Annotated in this window: 16 protein-coding genes; 3 read left to right on the top strand and 13 right to left on the bottom strand. The window is 59.5% G+C overall.

Annotated elements, in window-relative coordinates; genetic code table 11:
* Window positions 1-7: 7 nt before the first annotated feature.
* The 4 genes from AC2FNJ_RS11755 to AC2FNJ_RS11740 all read right to left on the bottom strand — a co-directional run bounded on the left by AC2FNJ_RS11755 (window position 8) and on the right by AC2FNJ_RS11740 (window position 4723).
* The gene (locus AC2FNJ_RS11755; protein WP_093454968.1) at window positions 8-775 is read right to left on the bottom strand and encodes a MauE/DoxX family redox-associated membrane protein; all 768 of its coding nucleotides are present in this window, start codon (window positions 773-775) and stop codon (window positions 8-10) included.
* A gap of 16 nt (window positions 776-791) precedes the next feature.
* Entirely contained in the window at window positions 792-1730 is a 939-nt protein-coding gene (locus AC2FNJ_RS11750; protein WP_093454939.1) for a DUF305 domain-containing protein, read from the bottom strand.
* Between the two features lie 68 nt (window positions 1731-1798).
* Window positions 1799-2200 carry a Cu(I)-responsive transcriptional regulator gene (gene cueR, locus AC2FNJ_RS11745; protein ID WP_093454940.1) on the bottom strand — a complete coding sequence of 134 codons (402 nt, stop codon included), beginning with the start codon at window positions 2198-2200 and terminating at the stop codon, window positions 1799-1801.
* Between the two features lie 12 nt (window positions 2201-2212).
* Complete coding sequence (locus AC2FNJ_RS11740; protein ID WP_093454941.1) at window positions 2213-4723, bottom strand: heavy metal translocating P-type ATPase; 2511 nt, start codon at window positions 4721-4723, stop codon at window positions 2213-2215.
* Between the two features lie 206 nt (window positions 4724-4929).
* Between AC2FNJ_RS11740 and AC2FNJ_RS11735 the strand changes: the two genes are divergently transcribed.
* From AC2FNJ_RS11735 to AC2FNJ_RS11725, 3 genes are read left to right on the top strand one after another with little or no spacing between them, the layout of a single operon-like run.
* Complete coding sequence (locus tag AC2FNJ_RS11735) at window positions 4930-5223, top strand: hypothetical protein (protein ID WP_093454942.1); 294 nt, start codon at window positions 4930-4932, stop codon at window positions 5221-5223.
* Window positions 5224-5274: 51 nt separating this feature from the next.
* The gene (locus AC2FNJ_RS11730) at window positions 5275-5490 is read left to right on the top strand and encodes a heavy-metal-associated domain-containing protein (RefSeq protein ID WP_093454943.1); all 216 of its coding nucleotides are present in this window, start codon (window positions 5275-5277) and stop codon (window positions 5488-5490) included.
* Window positions 5491-5525: 35 nt separating this feature from the next.
* Entirely contained in the window at window positions 5526-5768 is a 243-nt protein-coding gene (locus AC2FNJ_RS11725; protein ID WP_472737963.1) for a hypothetical protein, read from the top strand.
* Between the two features lie 34 nt (window positions 5769-5802).
* On the opposite strand, the gene AC2FNJ_RS11720 is transcribed toward AC2FNJ_RS11725, so the two are convergent.
* The 9 genes from AC2FNJ_RS11720 to AC2FNJ_RS11680 form a co-directional block, all read right to left on the bottom strand.
* On the bottom strand, window positions 5803-6471 hold the full coding sequence (locus AC2FNJ_RS11720) for a L,D-transpeptidase (protein ID WP_093454944.1): 669 nt from the start codon (window positions 6469-6471) through the stop codon (window positions 5803-5805).
* A gap of 54 nt (window positions 6472-6525) precedes the next feature.
* The gene (locus tag AC2FNJ_RS11715; protein ID WP_093454945.1) at window positions 6526-7254 is read right to left on the bottom strand and encodes a DsbA family protein; all 729 of its coding nucleotides are present in this window, start codon (window positions 7252-7254) and stop codon (window positions 6526-6528) included.
* 10 nt (window positions 7255-7264) lie between these two features.
* Window positions 7265-7741: a c-type cytochrome gene (locus AC2FNJ_RS11710; protein WP_093454946.1), complete on the bottom strand. Its 477-nt coding sequence runs from the start codon at window positions 7739-7741 to the stop codon at window positions 7265-7267.
* Window positions 7738-9123, bottom strand: a complete 1386-nt coding sequence (locus AC2FNJ_RS11705) for a multicopper oxidase family protein (RefSeq protein ID WP_093454947.1) — start codon at window positions 9121-9123, stop codon at window positions 7738-7740. Before AC2FNJ_RS11705 ends, AC2FNJ_RS11710 begins: the two co-directional genes overlap by 4 nt.
* Entirely contained in the window at window positions 9120-9986 is an 867-nt protein-coding gene (locus tag AC2FNJ_RS11700; RefSeq protein WP_093454948.1) for a CopD family protein, read from the bottom strand. The genes AC2FNJ_RS11705 and AC2FNJ_RS11700 overlap by 4 nt, the downstream gene beginning before the upstream one ends.
* 3 nt (window positions 9987-9989) lie before the next feature.
* Window positions 9990-10304, bottom strand: a complete 315-nt coding sequence (locus AC2FNJ_RS11695) for a copper resistance CopC family protein (protein WP_496764413.1) — start codon at window positions 10302-10304, stop codon at window positions 9990-9992.
* Window positions 10305-10360: 56 nt separating this feature from the next.
* The gene (locus tag AC2FNJ_RS11690; protein WP_093454950.1) at window positions 10361-10801 is read right to left on the bottom strand and encodes a c-type cytochrome; all 441 of its coding nucleotides are present in this window, start codon (window positions 10799-10801) and stop codon (window positions 10361-10363) included.
* Entirely contained in the window at window positions 10801-11370 is a 570-nt protein-coding gene (locus AC2FNJ_RS11685; protein ID WP_093454951.1) for a L,D-transpeptidase, read from the bottom strand. The genes AC2FNJ_RS11690 and AC2FNJ_RS11685 overlap by 1 nt, the downstream gene beginning before the upstream one ends.
* A gap of 121 nt (window positions 11371-11491) precedes the next feature.
* A partial coding sequence (locus tag AC2FNJ_RS11680) for an ATP-binding protein (RefSeq protein WP_496764412.1) occupies window positions 11492-12566 on the bottom strand: 1075 nt, incomplete at its 5' end.

Genomic DNA, 12566 nt, shown 5'->3' with positions numbered 1-12566 from the left:
GCTCGTCCTATATCCAACCGAGTGCGCGCGCGGGCATCCAGACCCCCATAAAGATCATCATCAGATTTTCGGTCAGCGACACAAATCCCAGTGGCACGTTCGACCCGCCACCAACGCAAGCGCATTTCAATTCTCGCCCGTCGATATAGACCGCCTTGAACACGGAAACCGCCCCGATGGTCCCGATCACGAGGGCAATTGGGGCGCTGATCCACACTAGTGCGCCCGCGACCATGAGAACGCCCGCGATGGCTTCACCAAAGGGATAGATGTAGCCGTAACGCACCCAGCGTTGCGCGAGCAGATCGTAGTTCAGGAACATCGTCGAGAAGCCTTCGATATCCTTCAGCTTCTGGACGGCAAGGAAGCACATGGAGATCGCGATAAACCACTCGAAAGCACGGAGCGTACGTATCGACCCAGAGAACGCCCAGCTGAGACCCAGGGCCATCAGAAACGACACCGAGAAGATCGCGATGACCGGCTGATAGGTTGTCTCGTCCGCGTCCTTAACCTCTTTCCCGAAGTGCTCGCGCAAGGCGTCATAGCCGCCGATGCGCGTACCGCCGATGAAGGTCTGGGGTGTTGTCGATACGTCGTGTTCCGCCTTGAACGCGTCCGTCTCTTCGCGCGTCGTCAGATGATGATCTTCGACCTCATACCCTTCGCGCTCCAAGAGATCTTTCGATTTTAATCCATAGGGGCAGAGGTGGTCTTCCATGACCATGCGATAAAGAACAGCCTTTCCTGCGGCCTGGTTGGTATCTTTCGGCATCATGTCCTCCATTGGTCTAGCCGTTGCAGGTCCAGTAGCCCATGGAGCCAACCGCGAGCGGGGTTTCACCGGTCAATTCGAACAGAAGGGTAGAGCCTTCTCCATTGTCAGCATCGCTCATCGCGACGGTCATCTGGCCACCATCGGCCATCAGAACACCTCCAGAGGCCACACTGCCGGTCGCTTCGAATTGCACCAGCGACCCGGAGACCTTCGCGATTCCCTGCCCGTTTCCATCGGTCGCCAATATGGGGTCGGCGTTGACGGCGCGAACGAACGTACACATCGGCTCGGTGCCGAGCCCGCTTTCGATCTCCGCGTCCGAAAGAGGAGCAGGACGGATGCCTGCAATGACCGGCGTCGAGATTGCCTGCGTCAGGCTTGCCACGCTTGCAGGTCCATCGGATTTACCCAATGGCCATTCTGGCCCAGCTTCACCATTTGCCTCGATGTCGGCGAGCAGGAAGCGCATCTCCGCAATTTCCCGATCTTGGGCCACGACAATTTCTTCAGCAAGCGCTTTGACGCGCGGGTCAGTGATTTCCGCCCTCTTGCTGGTCATGATTGCAATCGAATGGTGCGGGATCATGGCACTCATCCAACTTTCATCCTGCACGGTTTCTTGGCCGCGGACGAGCCAGAGAGCGCCGGCGAACAGGACTGCCGAGCCTGCGAGAATGGCGACATTGGCGGCGAGGTTTTTGTACATGCCCCACATAAACAGGAGCATCACGACTGCCATCGTCGCACCCATGACAAAGGTCATATAGAACCGTGTCTCGCTCCAATAGACATGCTCAATGGCATAGGTGTTCAGATACATCAGGCCGAACATAATAGCGGTCGACGTTCCAACCATCGCGAGGAAGCGCCCGTAAGAAGACTTGCCGTGACTGTCCGATTTCGCGGAATCGGCTGTGCGGCTGTCGTGATTTAATATTGCTGAATCTGACATGTGAACTCCTTTCGCTTTTCTCTCAAACAAGATTCCAGCGCTGGAGGGTTCCGAAATAGAACGCGTTTTCAGCGGATGTTCTTCAGGTCACCAGAAAGATCCTTCAAGATCGGGCAATCCGGTCGGTGGTCTCCGCGGCAGGCCTCGACGAGATGGGACAAGGTCTCGCGCATGTCCTGAAGCTGCGCGATCTTGTCGTCGATTGCGCTCAGGTGCTCTTCGGCGATGGCCTTCACCTGAGCGCTCGCCCGCGTTTCATCCTCATAGAGATTCAAGAGATTGCGGCAATCCTCGATCGAGAACCCGAGCGCGCGCGCGCGACCCAGAAACGCAAGCTTGTGCAGATCGGTCTCGCGGAATGCGCGGTATCCGTTGCCGCTGCGCTGCGGCCTGACCAGGCCGATATCCTCGTAGTAGCGGATGGTTTTGGGCGGGATGCCAGACCGCTCTGCAACTTCTCCAATGTTCACGACACGATCCTCCTATTCCGCGGGTTGGGTCTGTGCACTGATCCGTGGTGCGGTGATGTCTCTGTCTTCACGCAAGGCCGGCGCGATGCGGCGCAGACGCAGGGCGTTTGTCAGAACCGATACCGACGACAGGGCCATAGCACCCGCCGCGAAGACCGGGGAAAGAAGCAAACCAAAGGCCGGATAGAGAACCCCGGCAGCGACCGGGATCAGCGCGACATTGTACCCGAAGGCCCAGACGAGGTTCTGGCGAATGTTCGACATGGTGCGCCTGGAAACCTCAACCGCATTCACCACGCCGCGCAGATCGCCTGACATCAAGACCACATCGGCGGATTCGATAGCGACATCGGTTCCGGTGCCGATGGCGATGCCGACATCCGCATGGGCCAGGGCCGGTGCATCATTGATGCCGTCGCCGACGAAAGCAATCATTCGGTCTCCCGCGCGCAGATCGTCGAGCGCTGCGACCTTGCCATCCGGCAGGACACCCGCGATCACGTGGTCGATTCCGGTTTCGCGCGCGATGGCCTCCGCCGTCTCGCGTTTGTCTCCGGTGATCATCGCAACCTTGAAACCGCGCGCGTGCAGGGCTGCAATGGCTTCCTGGCTGGCGGGTTTCACGGGGTCCGCCACGGCGATCACTGCGGCCAGTTTGCCGTCGATCGCCGCATAAAGCGCTGTCCGGCCCCGCCCTGCCAGCTCGGCTTCCGTTTCGACCAAGGCGGCGATTTCGATCCCTTCGCGGGACATATAACGGTCCGCGCCGACCATCACCTCCTGACCTTCGACAGTCGCGGCGACGCCGTAACCGGTGATCGACCGGAAGCCCGTGGCATTCGGAACGGCGATCCCTTCGGCCCGCGCGCCGCGGACAATGGCTTCGGCGATGGGATGCTCAGACTGGGCCTCCACAGCGGCGATCAGGCTCAGCACTTTGTCTCGGTCGAAACCGTCGGTAGTGACCAGATCGGTCAGCGACGGCTGGCCTTCGGTGACAGTCCCCGTCTTGTCGAGTGCGATGACATCGACTTCGGACAAGGCTTGGAGCGCATCCCCCTTGCGGAACAAGACTCCCATCTCTGCGGCGCGCCCGGTGCCCACCATGATCGACGTGGGTGTGGCCAAGCCCATGGCGCAAGGACAGGCGATGATCAGAACCGAGACGCCGGCCACCAGCGCAAAGGTCAAAGCCGGGTCCGGTCCGACAAGCAACCAGATCACAACCGTGAGTGCCGCGAGCACCATGACGGCAGGCACGAACCACAGGGTCACGCGGTCAACTAGGCCCTGGATGGGCAGCTTGGCACCTTGAGCCTCTTCGACCATGCGGATGATCTGCGCGAGTGTGGTATCTGAACCAACCCGTGCGGCCTTAAACGTCAGGCTTCCAGTGCCGTTGACAGTCCCGCCAGTGACAGCGGCACCAGCGGTTTTCTGCACGGGCACGGGCTCTCCGGTAATCATGCTCTCATCGACATTACTCGACCCCTCGGTCACCTCGCCATCCACGGGGATCCGTTCACCCGGTCGGACAAGGATCACATCGCCGACAGCGAGTGCGTCGACATCGACCTCCGCCGTTTCACCGCCCCGAATGACGCGCGCGGTGCGGACCTGCAGGCCCAGCAAAGCCTGAATCGCTGCGCCGGTGCGACCCTTCGCGCGTGCCTCAAGCCAGCGCCCAACCAGAATGAGGACGACGATGACCGCAGCTGCCTCAAAGTAAACCGCGCGTACCCCCTCTGGCAGGAGTCCGGGAAGAAAGGTTGCGACCACCGAGTACCCCCAGGCCGCGCCGGTGCCGACGGCAACGAGGCTGTTCATGTCCGGCGCGCCCTTGAAAAGCGCGGGAAACCCCTTGGTGTAGAAATGGCGTCCCGGCCCGAAGAGGACGAGTGTTGCGAGGACGAACTGGATGATCCAAGACGTTTGGAGACCAATCGTCGTCATCACCAAGTGATGAAATGCCGGAATAAGATGGGAGCCCATTTCTAGGATGAAGACCGGGAGCGTTAGAATTGCTGCCAAAAGGACGCTGCGACGCAGTCCGTCGGCTTCTTCTGCCTTGCGTGCGGCGCGAGACTGGCTCGCCTGCGCCTCTGCAATCTCGGCCGGATAACCAATCGCCGCCGATGCCGCCATCAAATCGCCCAAGGACACCGCGCCCTCGAGATACTCGATCGTTGCCGTTTCTGCCGCCAGGTTCACGCTGACGGAAAGCACTCCGGGCACGTCCGCCAGTGCCTTGTCCACCCGTCCGACGCAGGATGCGCAGGACATGGACGCAATGTTCAAAGTGACTTTGGATGTCCGCGCGGGATAACCCAAGGAGGCAAGCGTCTGCGTGGCGTCGGTTAGCCGAGACGGATCATCCAGCGAAAGGCGCGCCGTCTCAGACGCGAGGTTGACGGCGACGTCGGAAACGCCGTCGAGCCCCGCCAAGGCCTTTTCAACACGTCCCACGCAGGATGCACAGGTCATGCCGTCGATGCTGAGCGTTGTTTGGCTGGTGTCGGTCATAGCGTGTTACCTGGATTGTATGGTCTAGGCAGATATAGGGCTTCCAGTCACTGGAAGCTCAAGGGGTCATCGGAGATTTCTTTTGGTGACCGGCACAGCATCAACCTGAAGCATGTCTAACCCCCTGTTTCCAATTGAAATGTATCGATTTGTAAACTTGGCGGACAAGCCACCGGTGCGCTATTCCCCGGTCAGGAGAGTGCCCGATGAAAATGTCAGATCAGGAACAGCAGCCGCAGAATTCAAAAATGATGCACGTCGGCATGTGGGTGTGCTGCGCGGTGATGCTGCTTCCGCTGCTTGTTTTCTTTGCCCGAGGCGGCTCGTTTTTTGGATTGCAGGACATTTTGGGCGTTCTAGCACCAATCGCCCTTTGCCTCGGCGCACATGGCGTGATGTTCTTCTTCATGGGGAAGTCCTGCCATGGAAGCGGCAAGTCATCGGATAGCAACGCACCCGCGCCCTCAAAAGCCCCTTTTCCAACATCGATGGATGCTTGACCTTCCACCCGCTGGAACCCTTAGTTCCTATGAGTGAGAAGAGGATACACCATGAAATTTCACGTCCCAGACATGAGCTGCGGCCATTGCATTGCAGCTATCGAAAAAGCGGTCAAGGCTGCAGACCCGTCCGCAACCATTCGGCCGGATTTGGCTGCACACACGACAGAGATCGACTCGACAGCCTCCTCCTCGGCGGCCCTGCTTCAGGTTCTTGCGGAAGCTGGTTATCCGGCGACCGCTCTGGAAGAAGGTCCGGAGGATTGAAGAGCCGGATAAACACGATCTTGAAGGCGTCGGGCTTGATCTTTAGTGCTTATCTGCTGACCGGATGTTCCACGACACCCGTGGTCGATGCGGACGGTGCCTTCACCGAATTGCCTGAACCACTCGTCGGTCTCGCTGCGCCATACCAGAACCTCAACAAGGTACGGCTTGATCCGAATGACAATTGTTTTTGGTATCTTCACAACGGCCCGGTTGAAGCGACCTGGTTGCCTCTCAGAACGCCACAAGGCAATCCAATCTGCCAGGCGGTGAGCTAGTTCAAGACGCTTTGAGCAACACCAAAATGCCCCATTAGCCCCCGATCGCATCTTCGGGCGGATACAGGTGAGCGGTTTTGCCCGTTTCCACGTTGGGATAGAGATCGTTGATATGTGCCATGATCATGCGCACGCACCCCGAACTCGCCCGACCTCCGATCGAACGCGGCTCAGGCGATCCATGAATACGCAGATAAGTGTCCCGGTTCCCCACGTAGAGATAAAGCGCACGGGATCCCAATGGGTTGGTTGGCCCCGCGTCCATCCCCTCCGCATGCTGTGCATAAAGGTCCGGGTCGCGTTCGATCATGTCGTCCGTTGGACGCCACGTGGGCCACTTGGCTTTACGCCGGATCGTGTAGACACCCGGCTCGTACAATGTCCCGCGTGCGATGGCCACGCCATAGCGCATCGCCGTGCTGCCGTTCGGCTCGATATGATACAAGTAGCGCGCAACGGCATCGACATGGATGTCACCCGGCACGAGGCCCGCCTTTGCCTCCACCCGAACCGGTAGGAACCGCGGATGAACCCCCCACGGATTGGAAGTTGAGGGGTCATAACCCGGAGGTGTGACTTGCGCATCCCAGACATCCCACATCGCGCGCGGGGACGTGGGCGCTGCCGATATCGACGTGGCGAGTGGCGCCGAAAAGAGCATTGCAGACCCTACCACAAAGTGCCGACGCGTCAGTTTGGCCATCAAAATACCTCTTTCACTCGTCTTGACTGTGTCCGTTCGCCAATTGTCAGGAAACTATTGACCTGCGGCGCGTGCCTCCTGCGTAAGACGGATCATCTGATCGGCCTCGATGACCCCCGGAACCAGCGCGTCTCCGATCACAAAGGATGGCGTGCCATTGAAGCCGAGCGCGCGGCTCATCTCCATTGACGCCGCGATATGGGCATCGATCTCAGGTGCCTGCATGTCCCGTCGCAGCTGCGCGATATCCAAACCAATCTCCTGTGCGACCTGGATGACGGACGCTTCCTCGGCCCGGCCTTGCATGCCCATCAACGCCCAGTGAAATTCCTCGTATTTACCCTGCTCTCGCGCGGCCAATGCGGCGCGCGCGGCAAAAACAGAGCCGTCGCCGAGGATCGGCCACTCTCGATAGACCAGCCTCACATTGGGATCTTCGTCCAAGAGCGCTTCAATATGCGGCTTTACCCTACGGCAATAGGGGCAGTTGTAATCGAAGAACTCCACGACCGTGACGTCGCCTTCTGGATTTCCGAGAACCGGTGCGTTCGGGTCGTTCTCGAGGAGATCGCGATTTTCGGAGAGGACACTCGCCGCCGCGGCCGCCTGCCGTTCCTGTTCACGCCGTTCAATGATCTGAACCGCCTCGAGGACGATCTCCGGGTTTTCGCGGATGGCCTCCAGGACCAATTCCTTGACCCGGTCTTCGCTGAGCGCGTCAGCATGAGACGCGAATGGGGCGAGCAAAGTGACGACCAGAGACATCGTCATTGCGATCTTCATGAGAGTTCTCCTAGTTCACCGGCACACCATGGGTGCGCGCGTACTGAATATCCTGTATTTCCTCGGGCCAGGTCGACTTGATGTACCCGAGGATATTCCAGATTTCCTGGTCGGACAGTTGGTCGCCGAATCCGGGCATACCGCTGTCGAACTCCATGCCCTGAGCGGCCATCACCTCTCGGCCCCCAAGCTTTGTGTAGTCGAACAGCACCTGGTCGGCATGATGCCAGGTGTGACCCGTTTCATCATGGGGAGGTGCAGGCAGCCGACCGTCCGCGCCCGGACTCCGCCAGTTGTCCTGACCCTCCAGATTGGCCCCATGGCACGCAGCGCAGGTCTCGGCATAAAGCGCTTCGCCGGCCACGAGATCGACGCTTTCCGGCATCACCACGCTTTGGACATCACCGGCAGACCCGGTCCAGACATAGGCTGCCGCCCCGAGAGCCGCCAGGACACCAATCCCGAGGATGGCAGCCATCGCTCTCATGCCACATTGACCCATGTCATCATGCCGGACGCCGCGTGTGACAGCATATGGCAATGCAGCAACCATTTTCCGGGGTTGTCTGCCACGAAGGCAAGGGCGCGCACTTCGCCCCGGTCCAGCAGTGTGGTGTCGCGTAGCGCGCCGAGGCTGCCATCGGCTGCGATCTCGTGAAAGTGCATCCCATGGAGATGCATGGCATGCGGAAACGACGTGTCATTGGTGATCTTCAGCCGAACGGTTTCGCCACGCGACAACTCCGCCAGTGCTGGACCATCCATGCCCCCCACCGCGCCATTGAAGGCCCAGAAGTTTCCTGTCTCCATCATGTCGCGCATCGAAGACATCCGACCGCCCATCATGGCACCGCGCATGCCGCCCATGGCCCCCCCTTCCATCAGCAATGCGATGTCCCTTGCCGATCCCAGATCGGGGATGGCATGGGCATTCGGTGGGAGGGGTTGAGGCGTTCCGCGCCGCGCGCGTGTACCGTCGCCTGTCACCTCGAAGGCCACCTGAGAAAAGCTTTCATCGCGGCTCAATTGCACGATATGGCCTGCGCTGCCGACCTCTGCGGTCACGTCGACGATCAGGTCCACCCGTTGTGCCGACGACAGCAGGAATGAACCTTCCACGGGTTGCGGCACGGCCAGCGGCATCCCGTCCATGGCCACAATCCAGCCTTCGAGCCCCTCCAGCGCAAGTTGGAAAATCCGGGCGTTGGACGCATTGATCAGCCGCAGGCGCAGACGCTCATGCCGTTTCACGCTCTTTGCGAGATTGTAGACGCCGTTCGTTGTGATGTAATTTCCAAGACGCCCGGCATGGCTGAGGTCATGCATCGCCCCGAAAGTATCCGCAATCTGGGCTGTTTCCGGATCGATCCGCCAATCGTCGAGGATCAGGACCTCTTCACGGTCGATATCGATCGGCTCCGGCTCTTCGACGATCAGCGCACCCTGAAGACCACGTGCGACTTGCTCGAACGAGCGGTTGTGCGCGTGATACCAGTAGGTGCCCGCATCGGGGACAACGAAATCGTAGTCAAAGCTGTCCCCGGGGCGAATGGCGTCCTGCGTCAGACCGGCCACCCCATCCATCGCATTGTCGATGCGGATCCCGTGCCAATGGGTCGATGTCGGATCGGGTAACTCATTGATAATACGTCTCTGTACCCGCGCGCCTTGCGTAACCCGGATTTCAGGGCCCGGCGCGATACCATCGAACCCCCAGATCTGTGTTTTTCCGTAGTCATCAGGCAAAAGCTGTATATCTGCGACCCGGGCTGTCACCGCGCGCATGTCTGTCTGCGCGAACAGTGAATTCGGCATGCACGCCAAACCGGCAGCACTCATGCGAAGAAAATCGCGTTTTGAAAGTTTCATGATGGCACCGTTAGAATTGAGGTGAAGACAGCCGTGGCAAGCAAGATGACACCGATACAAACCCATTCGAGAGAAATCGATCTTGCAAGGTGTGGCCCAGCTTTGGGATCACCGCTCTGCAAAGCGGGCACAAGCCGTGTTTTGTTGATGGCGGCAAGGGCCAGAAGCAGCGTCACGACGGCAATCTTTGCCAGAAGTGTCAAACCATAGGCAGTGCCGAGAAGCGCGGGTAACGAACCAACCAGTCGCCAGGTCATTACCACGCCAGCGAGTAGTAGGAGTGGGACCGCAACAGATGCGACCTGTCCAAAGCGATGTCCAAGCACGGCAGCAACTCGCAATGTGTCCGCAGACCCCGAAAGCTTATGGAGTGGAAGAAGGACGCCGATCCAGAATGCGGCAACGATCAGATGACCGAACAAGACGCTCTGAAACCACAGGCGATCTTCGCTGGCGACATGACCGATCTCGCAAAAACTCCAGATTGCCAAGAAACTGCCCAAGAGCGCGACCCATAGCCACCGTCCCCCCAAGACCACACCGGTCAGGAGTGCCCCCAGGCCCAGTAGCCGCAACAGCAGGGCGTCTCCGGGCGGCGTTTCCCAGAGCAACGCCAGGATCGCCAGATCAGTCATGCCTGAAGCATCATCCATGAGCACCGCGCCCCGCACGGCAAAGCCGAGGAATGACATTGTAGCCGCCAAAAGAGCAAAGAAGACGGCCCAGGCGCGTAGAAAACGGTCGAGCCCAGCCAACTGCTCGGAAAAGACTTGGCGACAGAGTATCAGCCCGGCACTCGTGAGGACGCCGAGATAGAGCAAAAACTTTGTGGCAACCGCAGCCTGTCCCCAGATATCCGGCACCGCTCACTTCACTTCAAACGAGAAGACACCGTTCATCGGGTGCCCATCAACACCAAGCCCGCGCCATTCAATGTGATACATGCCCGGCCCCATGGGCGTGAGAGGAAGCGAGAATTCTTTGACAAAACCGGATTGGGTGCCGAGGTCCAGAGCCTCGGTGTGCGTCTCAGCATGGGTCATTTCGACTTTCGTCAATCGCATCCCATCGTTGAAGCGCAATCCAATCGTCTCCGGTACGGCGTCAAGAATGGCTCCGTCTGCAGGCGTCATGCTTTCCTTTTCAGAATGGGCGAGGGCTTGCGCGCTGGTCAGCGCCAAAAAAATTGTCAGTGCGACTCTGTATATCACGGATCGTCCTTCGTCGGTTTCTTCAGTCAGTTTATACCATTCGCGCGTTGCAACTCACGCACATAGGCCACGATCATTTTCACATCGCCATCGGTGACACCTTCGACCGGCGGCATGTTCCCAAAGCGCCAATGATGCGCACGGACACCATTCTTGGCCGCCAGAAGGAAAGCGGCATCCCCATGGTGGCTGGGTTCGTAAATCTTATGCACAAGAGGGGGCGCCACACCGTCCTGCCCGGCAGCATTTGCGCCGTGACAGGCTGCACATTTCGCATCGTAGGCCAGTTTGCCGACCTCCGCGTTGGCCGACAGCACTTCCGGCAAGGCGACATCGACCATGGGCCCGTTGGCGCGAGACGCGTCGTCCGTGGTCGTTGCCACGTCATCGTCAGTTGGTCCTGTCCACCAGAAGCCAATGCCAAGAACCACCGCAAGGGCGACGGATAAGATCGTGTAACGCCCCATCAGATCAATTTGACCTGCGTTCCGACCGGTGTCCGATTGTAAACCTCAATGATATGTTCGTTGTAGAGGCCGATGCAGCCGCTCGACGAACGACGACCAATCTTGCGTGTATCGTGTGTCCCGTGAATGCGATAATATTGCCAGGTCAAATGCAGCGACCGCACCCCGAGCGGATTGTCCGGACCTGGCGGCATATAGGCCGGCAAGGACGGATCGCGCTCGCGCATGGATGGCGTGGGTGTCCAATCCGGCTCAGGATCTTTGAAAACGATCTCTGTATAGCCCCGCCGCGTCAGCTCATCCGTCATTGGAACCGATGTCGGATAAAGAAACATTTCACCGTCGGCTGTCCATTGCTGAAGCGCCCGTGAATTGGTGTCCGCGATAATGATGCCTTTGCCCAGATGATCGAAGTGGTCTTGCCAATCGTGGGTTCTGAAGCTCGAAGCGTTGCGCCGAACCGGTGCGCGTGGTTCTGCGCGCAGCACCGAAGGCGCAAACAGGAGCGCCGCGCCGACGCCGCCGACAAAATGACGACGCGACCAAAAGGATCGATTTCTTGCCTGCATGGCTCTGCCTCGTTTCCATGTCGAACGCTTTGTTTTCTATCGAAGATCAGTGAGCGACGGAACGCAGGGAGCCCCGGAATTTTGTAAGGTTATGTATCAACCCGCCGGTTGGACCGCGGCGCTACACTTTTTTAGTCCGAGCCGAAAATCCGGTTTCGGCGCGCGCTTCGGGATGCTCTGACGGAGATGTCATTGCAGCTTGATGCGCAGTCACGGGCAAAACAATGTGCGCACGGAGTCCGCCCTCTGCACGGTTCGACAGGGTGATCGCGCCGCCGTGTTGCAAAACGATGCTGCGGGCGATTGAAAGGCCCAGCCCATGGCCTCCGGTTTCGCGGGAGCGCGATCCTTCCAAGCGCAGGAAGGGCTGAAACACATCGCGCAAGCGGTTGTCAGGGATTCCCGGCCCATCGTCCTCGACCAAAATCTCGATGCTCTCGTCAGAGACGCCCCAGGTTAGGGTCGGGTTGCGCCCGTAGCGCCCCGCGTTGTCGATGAGATTGCGCAAAGCACGGCGCAGCGCCTTGGGCTTGATCTGCACCATTGCCTCGGGTCCCGGGCGCACGTCCAACGCACCGTTGGTAGCGTCCCGAATGTCGGTCAGGAACGCGCCAATCTCGGTCCGTTGCAGGGCCTCGTCCTGTCCCACACCGCGCGCATAGGCCAGCGTGGCTTCCACCATATCCTGCATCTCGTCGAGAGAGGCCGTGATGCCGGTCTTGGTCTCCGCATCCTCCACCATCTCGGCATGAACCCTGAGCGCGGTGAGTGGCGATCTCAAGTCATGGGCCAGGGCGGCCAGCATTTGCGTCCTGTCCGTGACGAAGCGAGCCAGGCGCGTTTGCATGTCATTGAAGGCCGTCGTCAGGTTCCGCACTTCATTTGGGCCGACCGGCGTGAGGGGTCCTTGCCCGCCACCGCGCCCGAACTCCTCGGCTGCCGCGGCGAGATCATTCAGTGGCCGCGTCAGGCGCGTCAGCAGAAACCAGAAGATCGCAAGCAGCAACACGGCGGCCGTCAACACGAAAGAGAGGGTGGAGGCCCAAGACCATTGTATGGGCGGCCGCTCGAACCGGGTGGCGACGTTCAGCCATTGGCCTCCGGCAATGGCGATCGAGACCTCCATCTCGAGGGCCGCCAGGGTGCCCTGCATCATCTCGGCGTGCATTTCCGCCATTTCCGGAGAGAGGTTCGGC

The organism is Ruegeria sp. BHSB196 (assembly GCF_059613135.1).
Note: the sequence above shows the minus strand (reverse complement) of the source record. Positions and strands in the feature narration are given on the sequence as shown.

Excerpts from the sequence above, each read along its gene's own strand:
- AC2FNJ_RS11735 (WP_093454942.1), top strand. The coding sequence starts at position 4,930 with ATGAAAATGTCAGATCAGGAACAGCAGCCGCAGAATTCAAAAATGATG.
- AC2FNJ_RS11750 (WP_093454939.1), bottom strand. The coding sequence starts at position 1,730 with ATGTCAGATTCAGCAATATTAAATCACGACAGCCGCACAGCCGATTCC.
- AC2FNJ_RS11685 (WP_093454951.1), bottom strand. The coding sequence starts at position 11,370 with ATGCAGGCAAGAAATCGATCCTTTTGGTCGCGTCGTCATTTTGTCGGC.
- AC2FNJ_RS11730 (WP_093454943.1), top strand. The coding sequence starts at position 5,275 with ATGAAATTTCACGTCCCAGACATGAGCTGCGGCCATTGCATTGCAGCT.
- AC2FNJ_RS11690 (WP_093454950.1), bottom strand. The coding sequence starts at position 10,801 with ATGGGGCGTTACACGATCTTATCCGTCGCCCTTGCGGTGGTTCTTGGC.
- AC2FNJ_RS11740 (WP_093454941.1), bottom strand. The coding sequence starts at position 4,723 with ATGACCGACACCAGCCAAACAACGCTCAGCATCGACGGCATGACCTGT.
- AC2FNJ_RS11705 (WP_093454947.1), bottom strand. The coding sequence starts at position 9,123 with ATGAAACTTTCAAAACGCGATTTTCTTCGCATGAGTGCTGCCGGTTTG.
- AC2FNJ_RS11715 (WP_093454945.1), bottom strand. The coding sequence starts at position 7,254 with ATGAAGATCGCAATGACGATGTCTCTGGTCGTCACTTTGCTCGCCCCA.
- AC2FNJ_RS11755 (WP_093454968.1), bottom strand. The coding sequence starts at position 775 with ATGCCGAAAGATACCAACCAGGCCGCAGGAAAGGCTGTTCTTTATCGC.
- AC2FNJ_RS11710 (WP_093454946.1), bottom strand. The coding sequence starts at position 7,741 with ATGAGAGCGATGGCTGCCATCCTCGGGATTGGTGTCCTGGCGGCTCTC.
- AC2FNJ_RS11720 (WP_093454944.1), bottom strand. The coding sequence starts at position 6,471 with ATGGCCAAACTGACGCGTCGGCACTTTGTGGTAGGGTCTGCAATGCTC.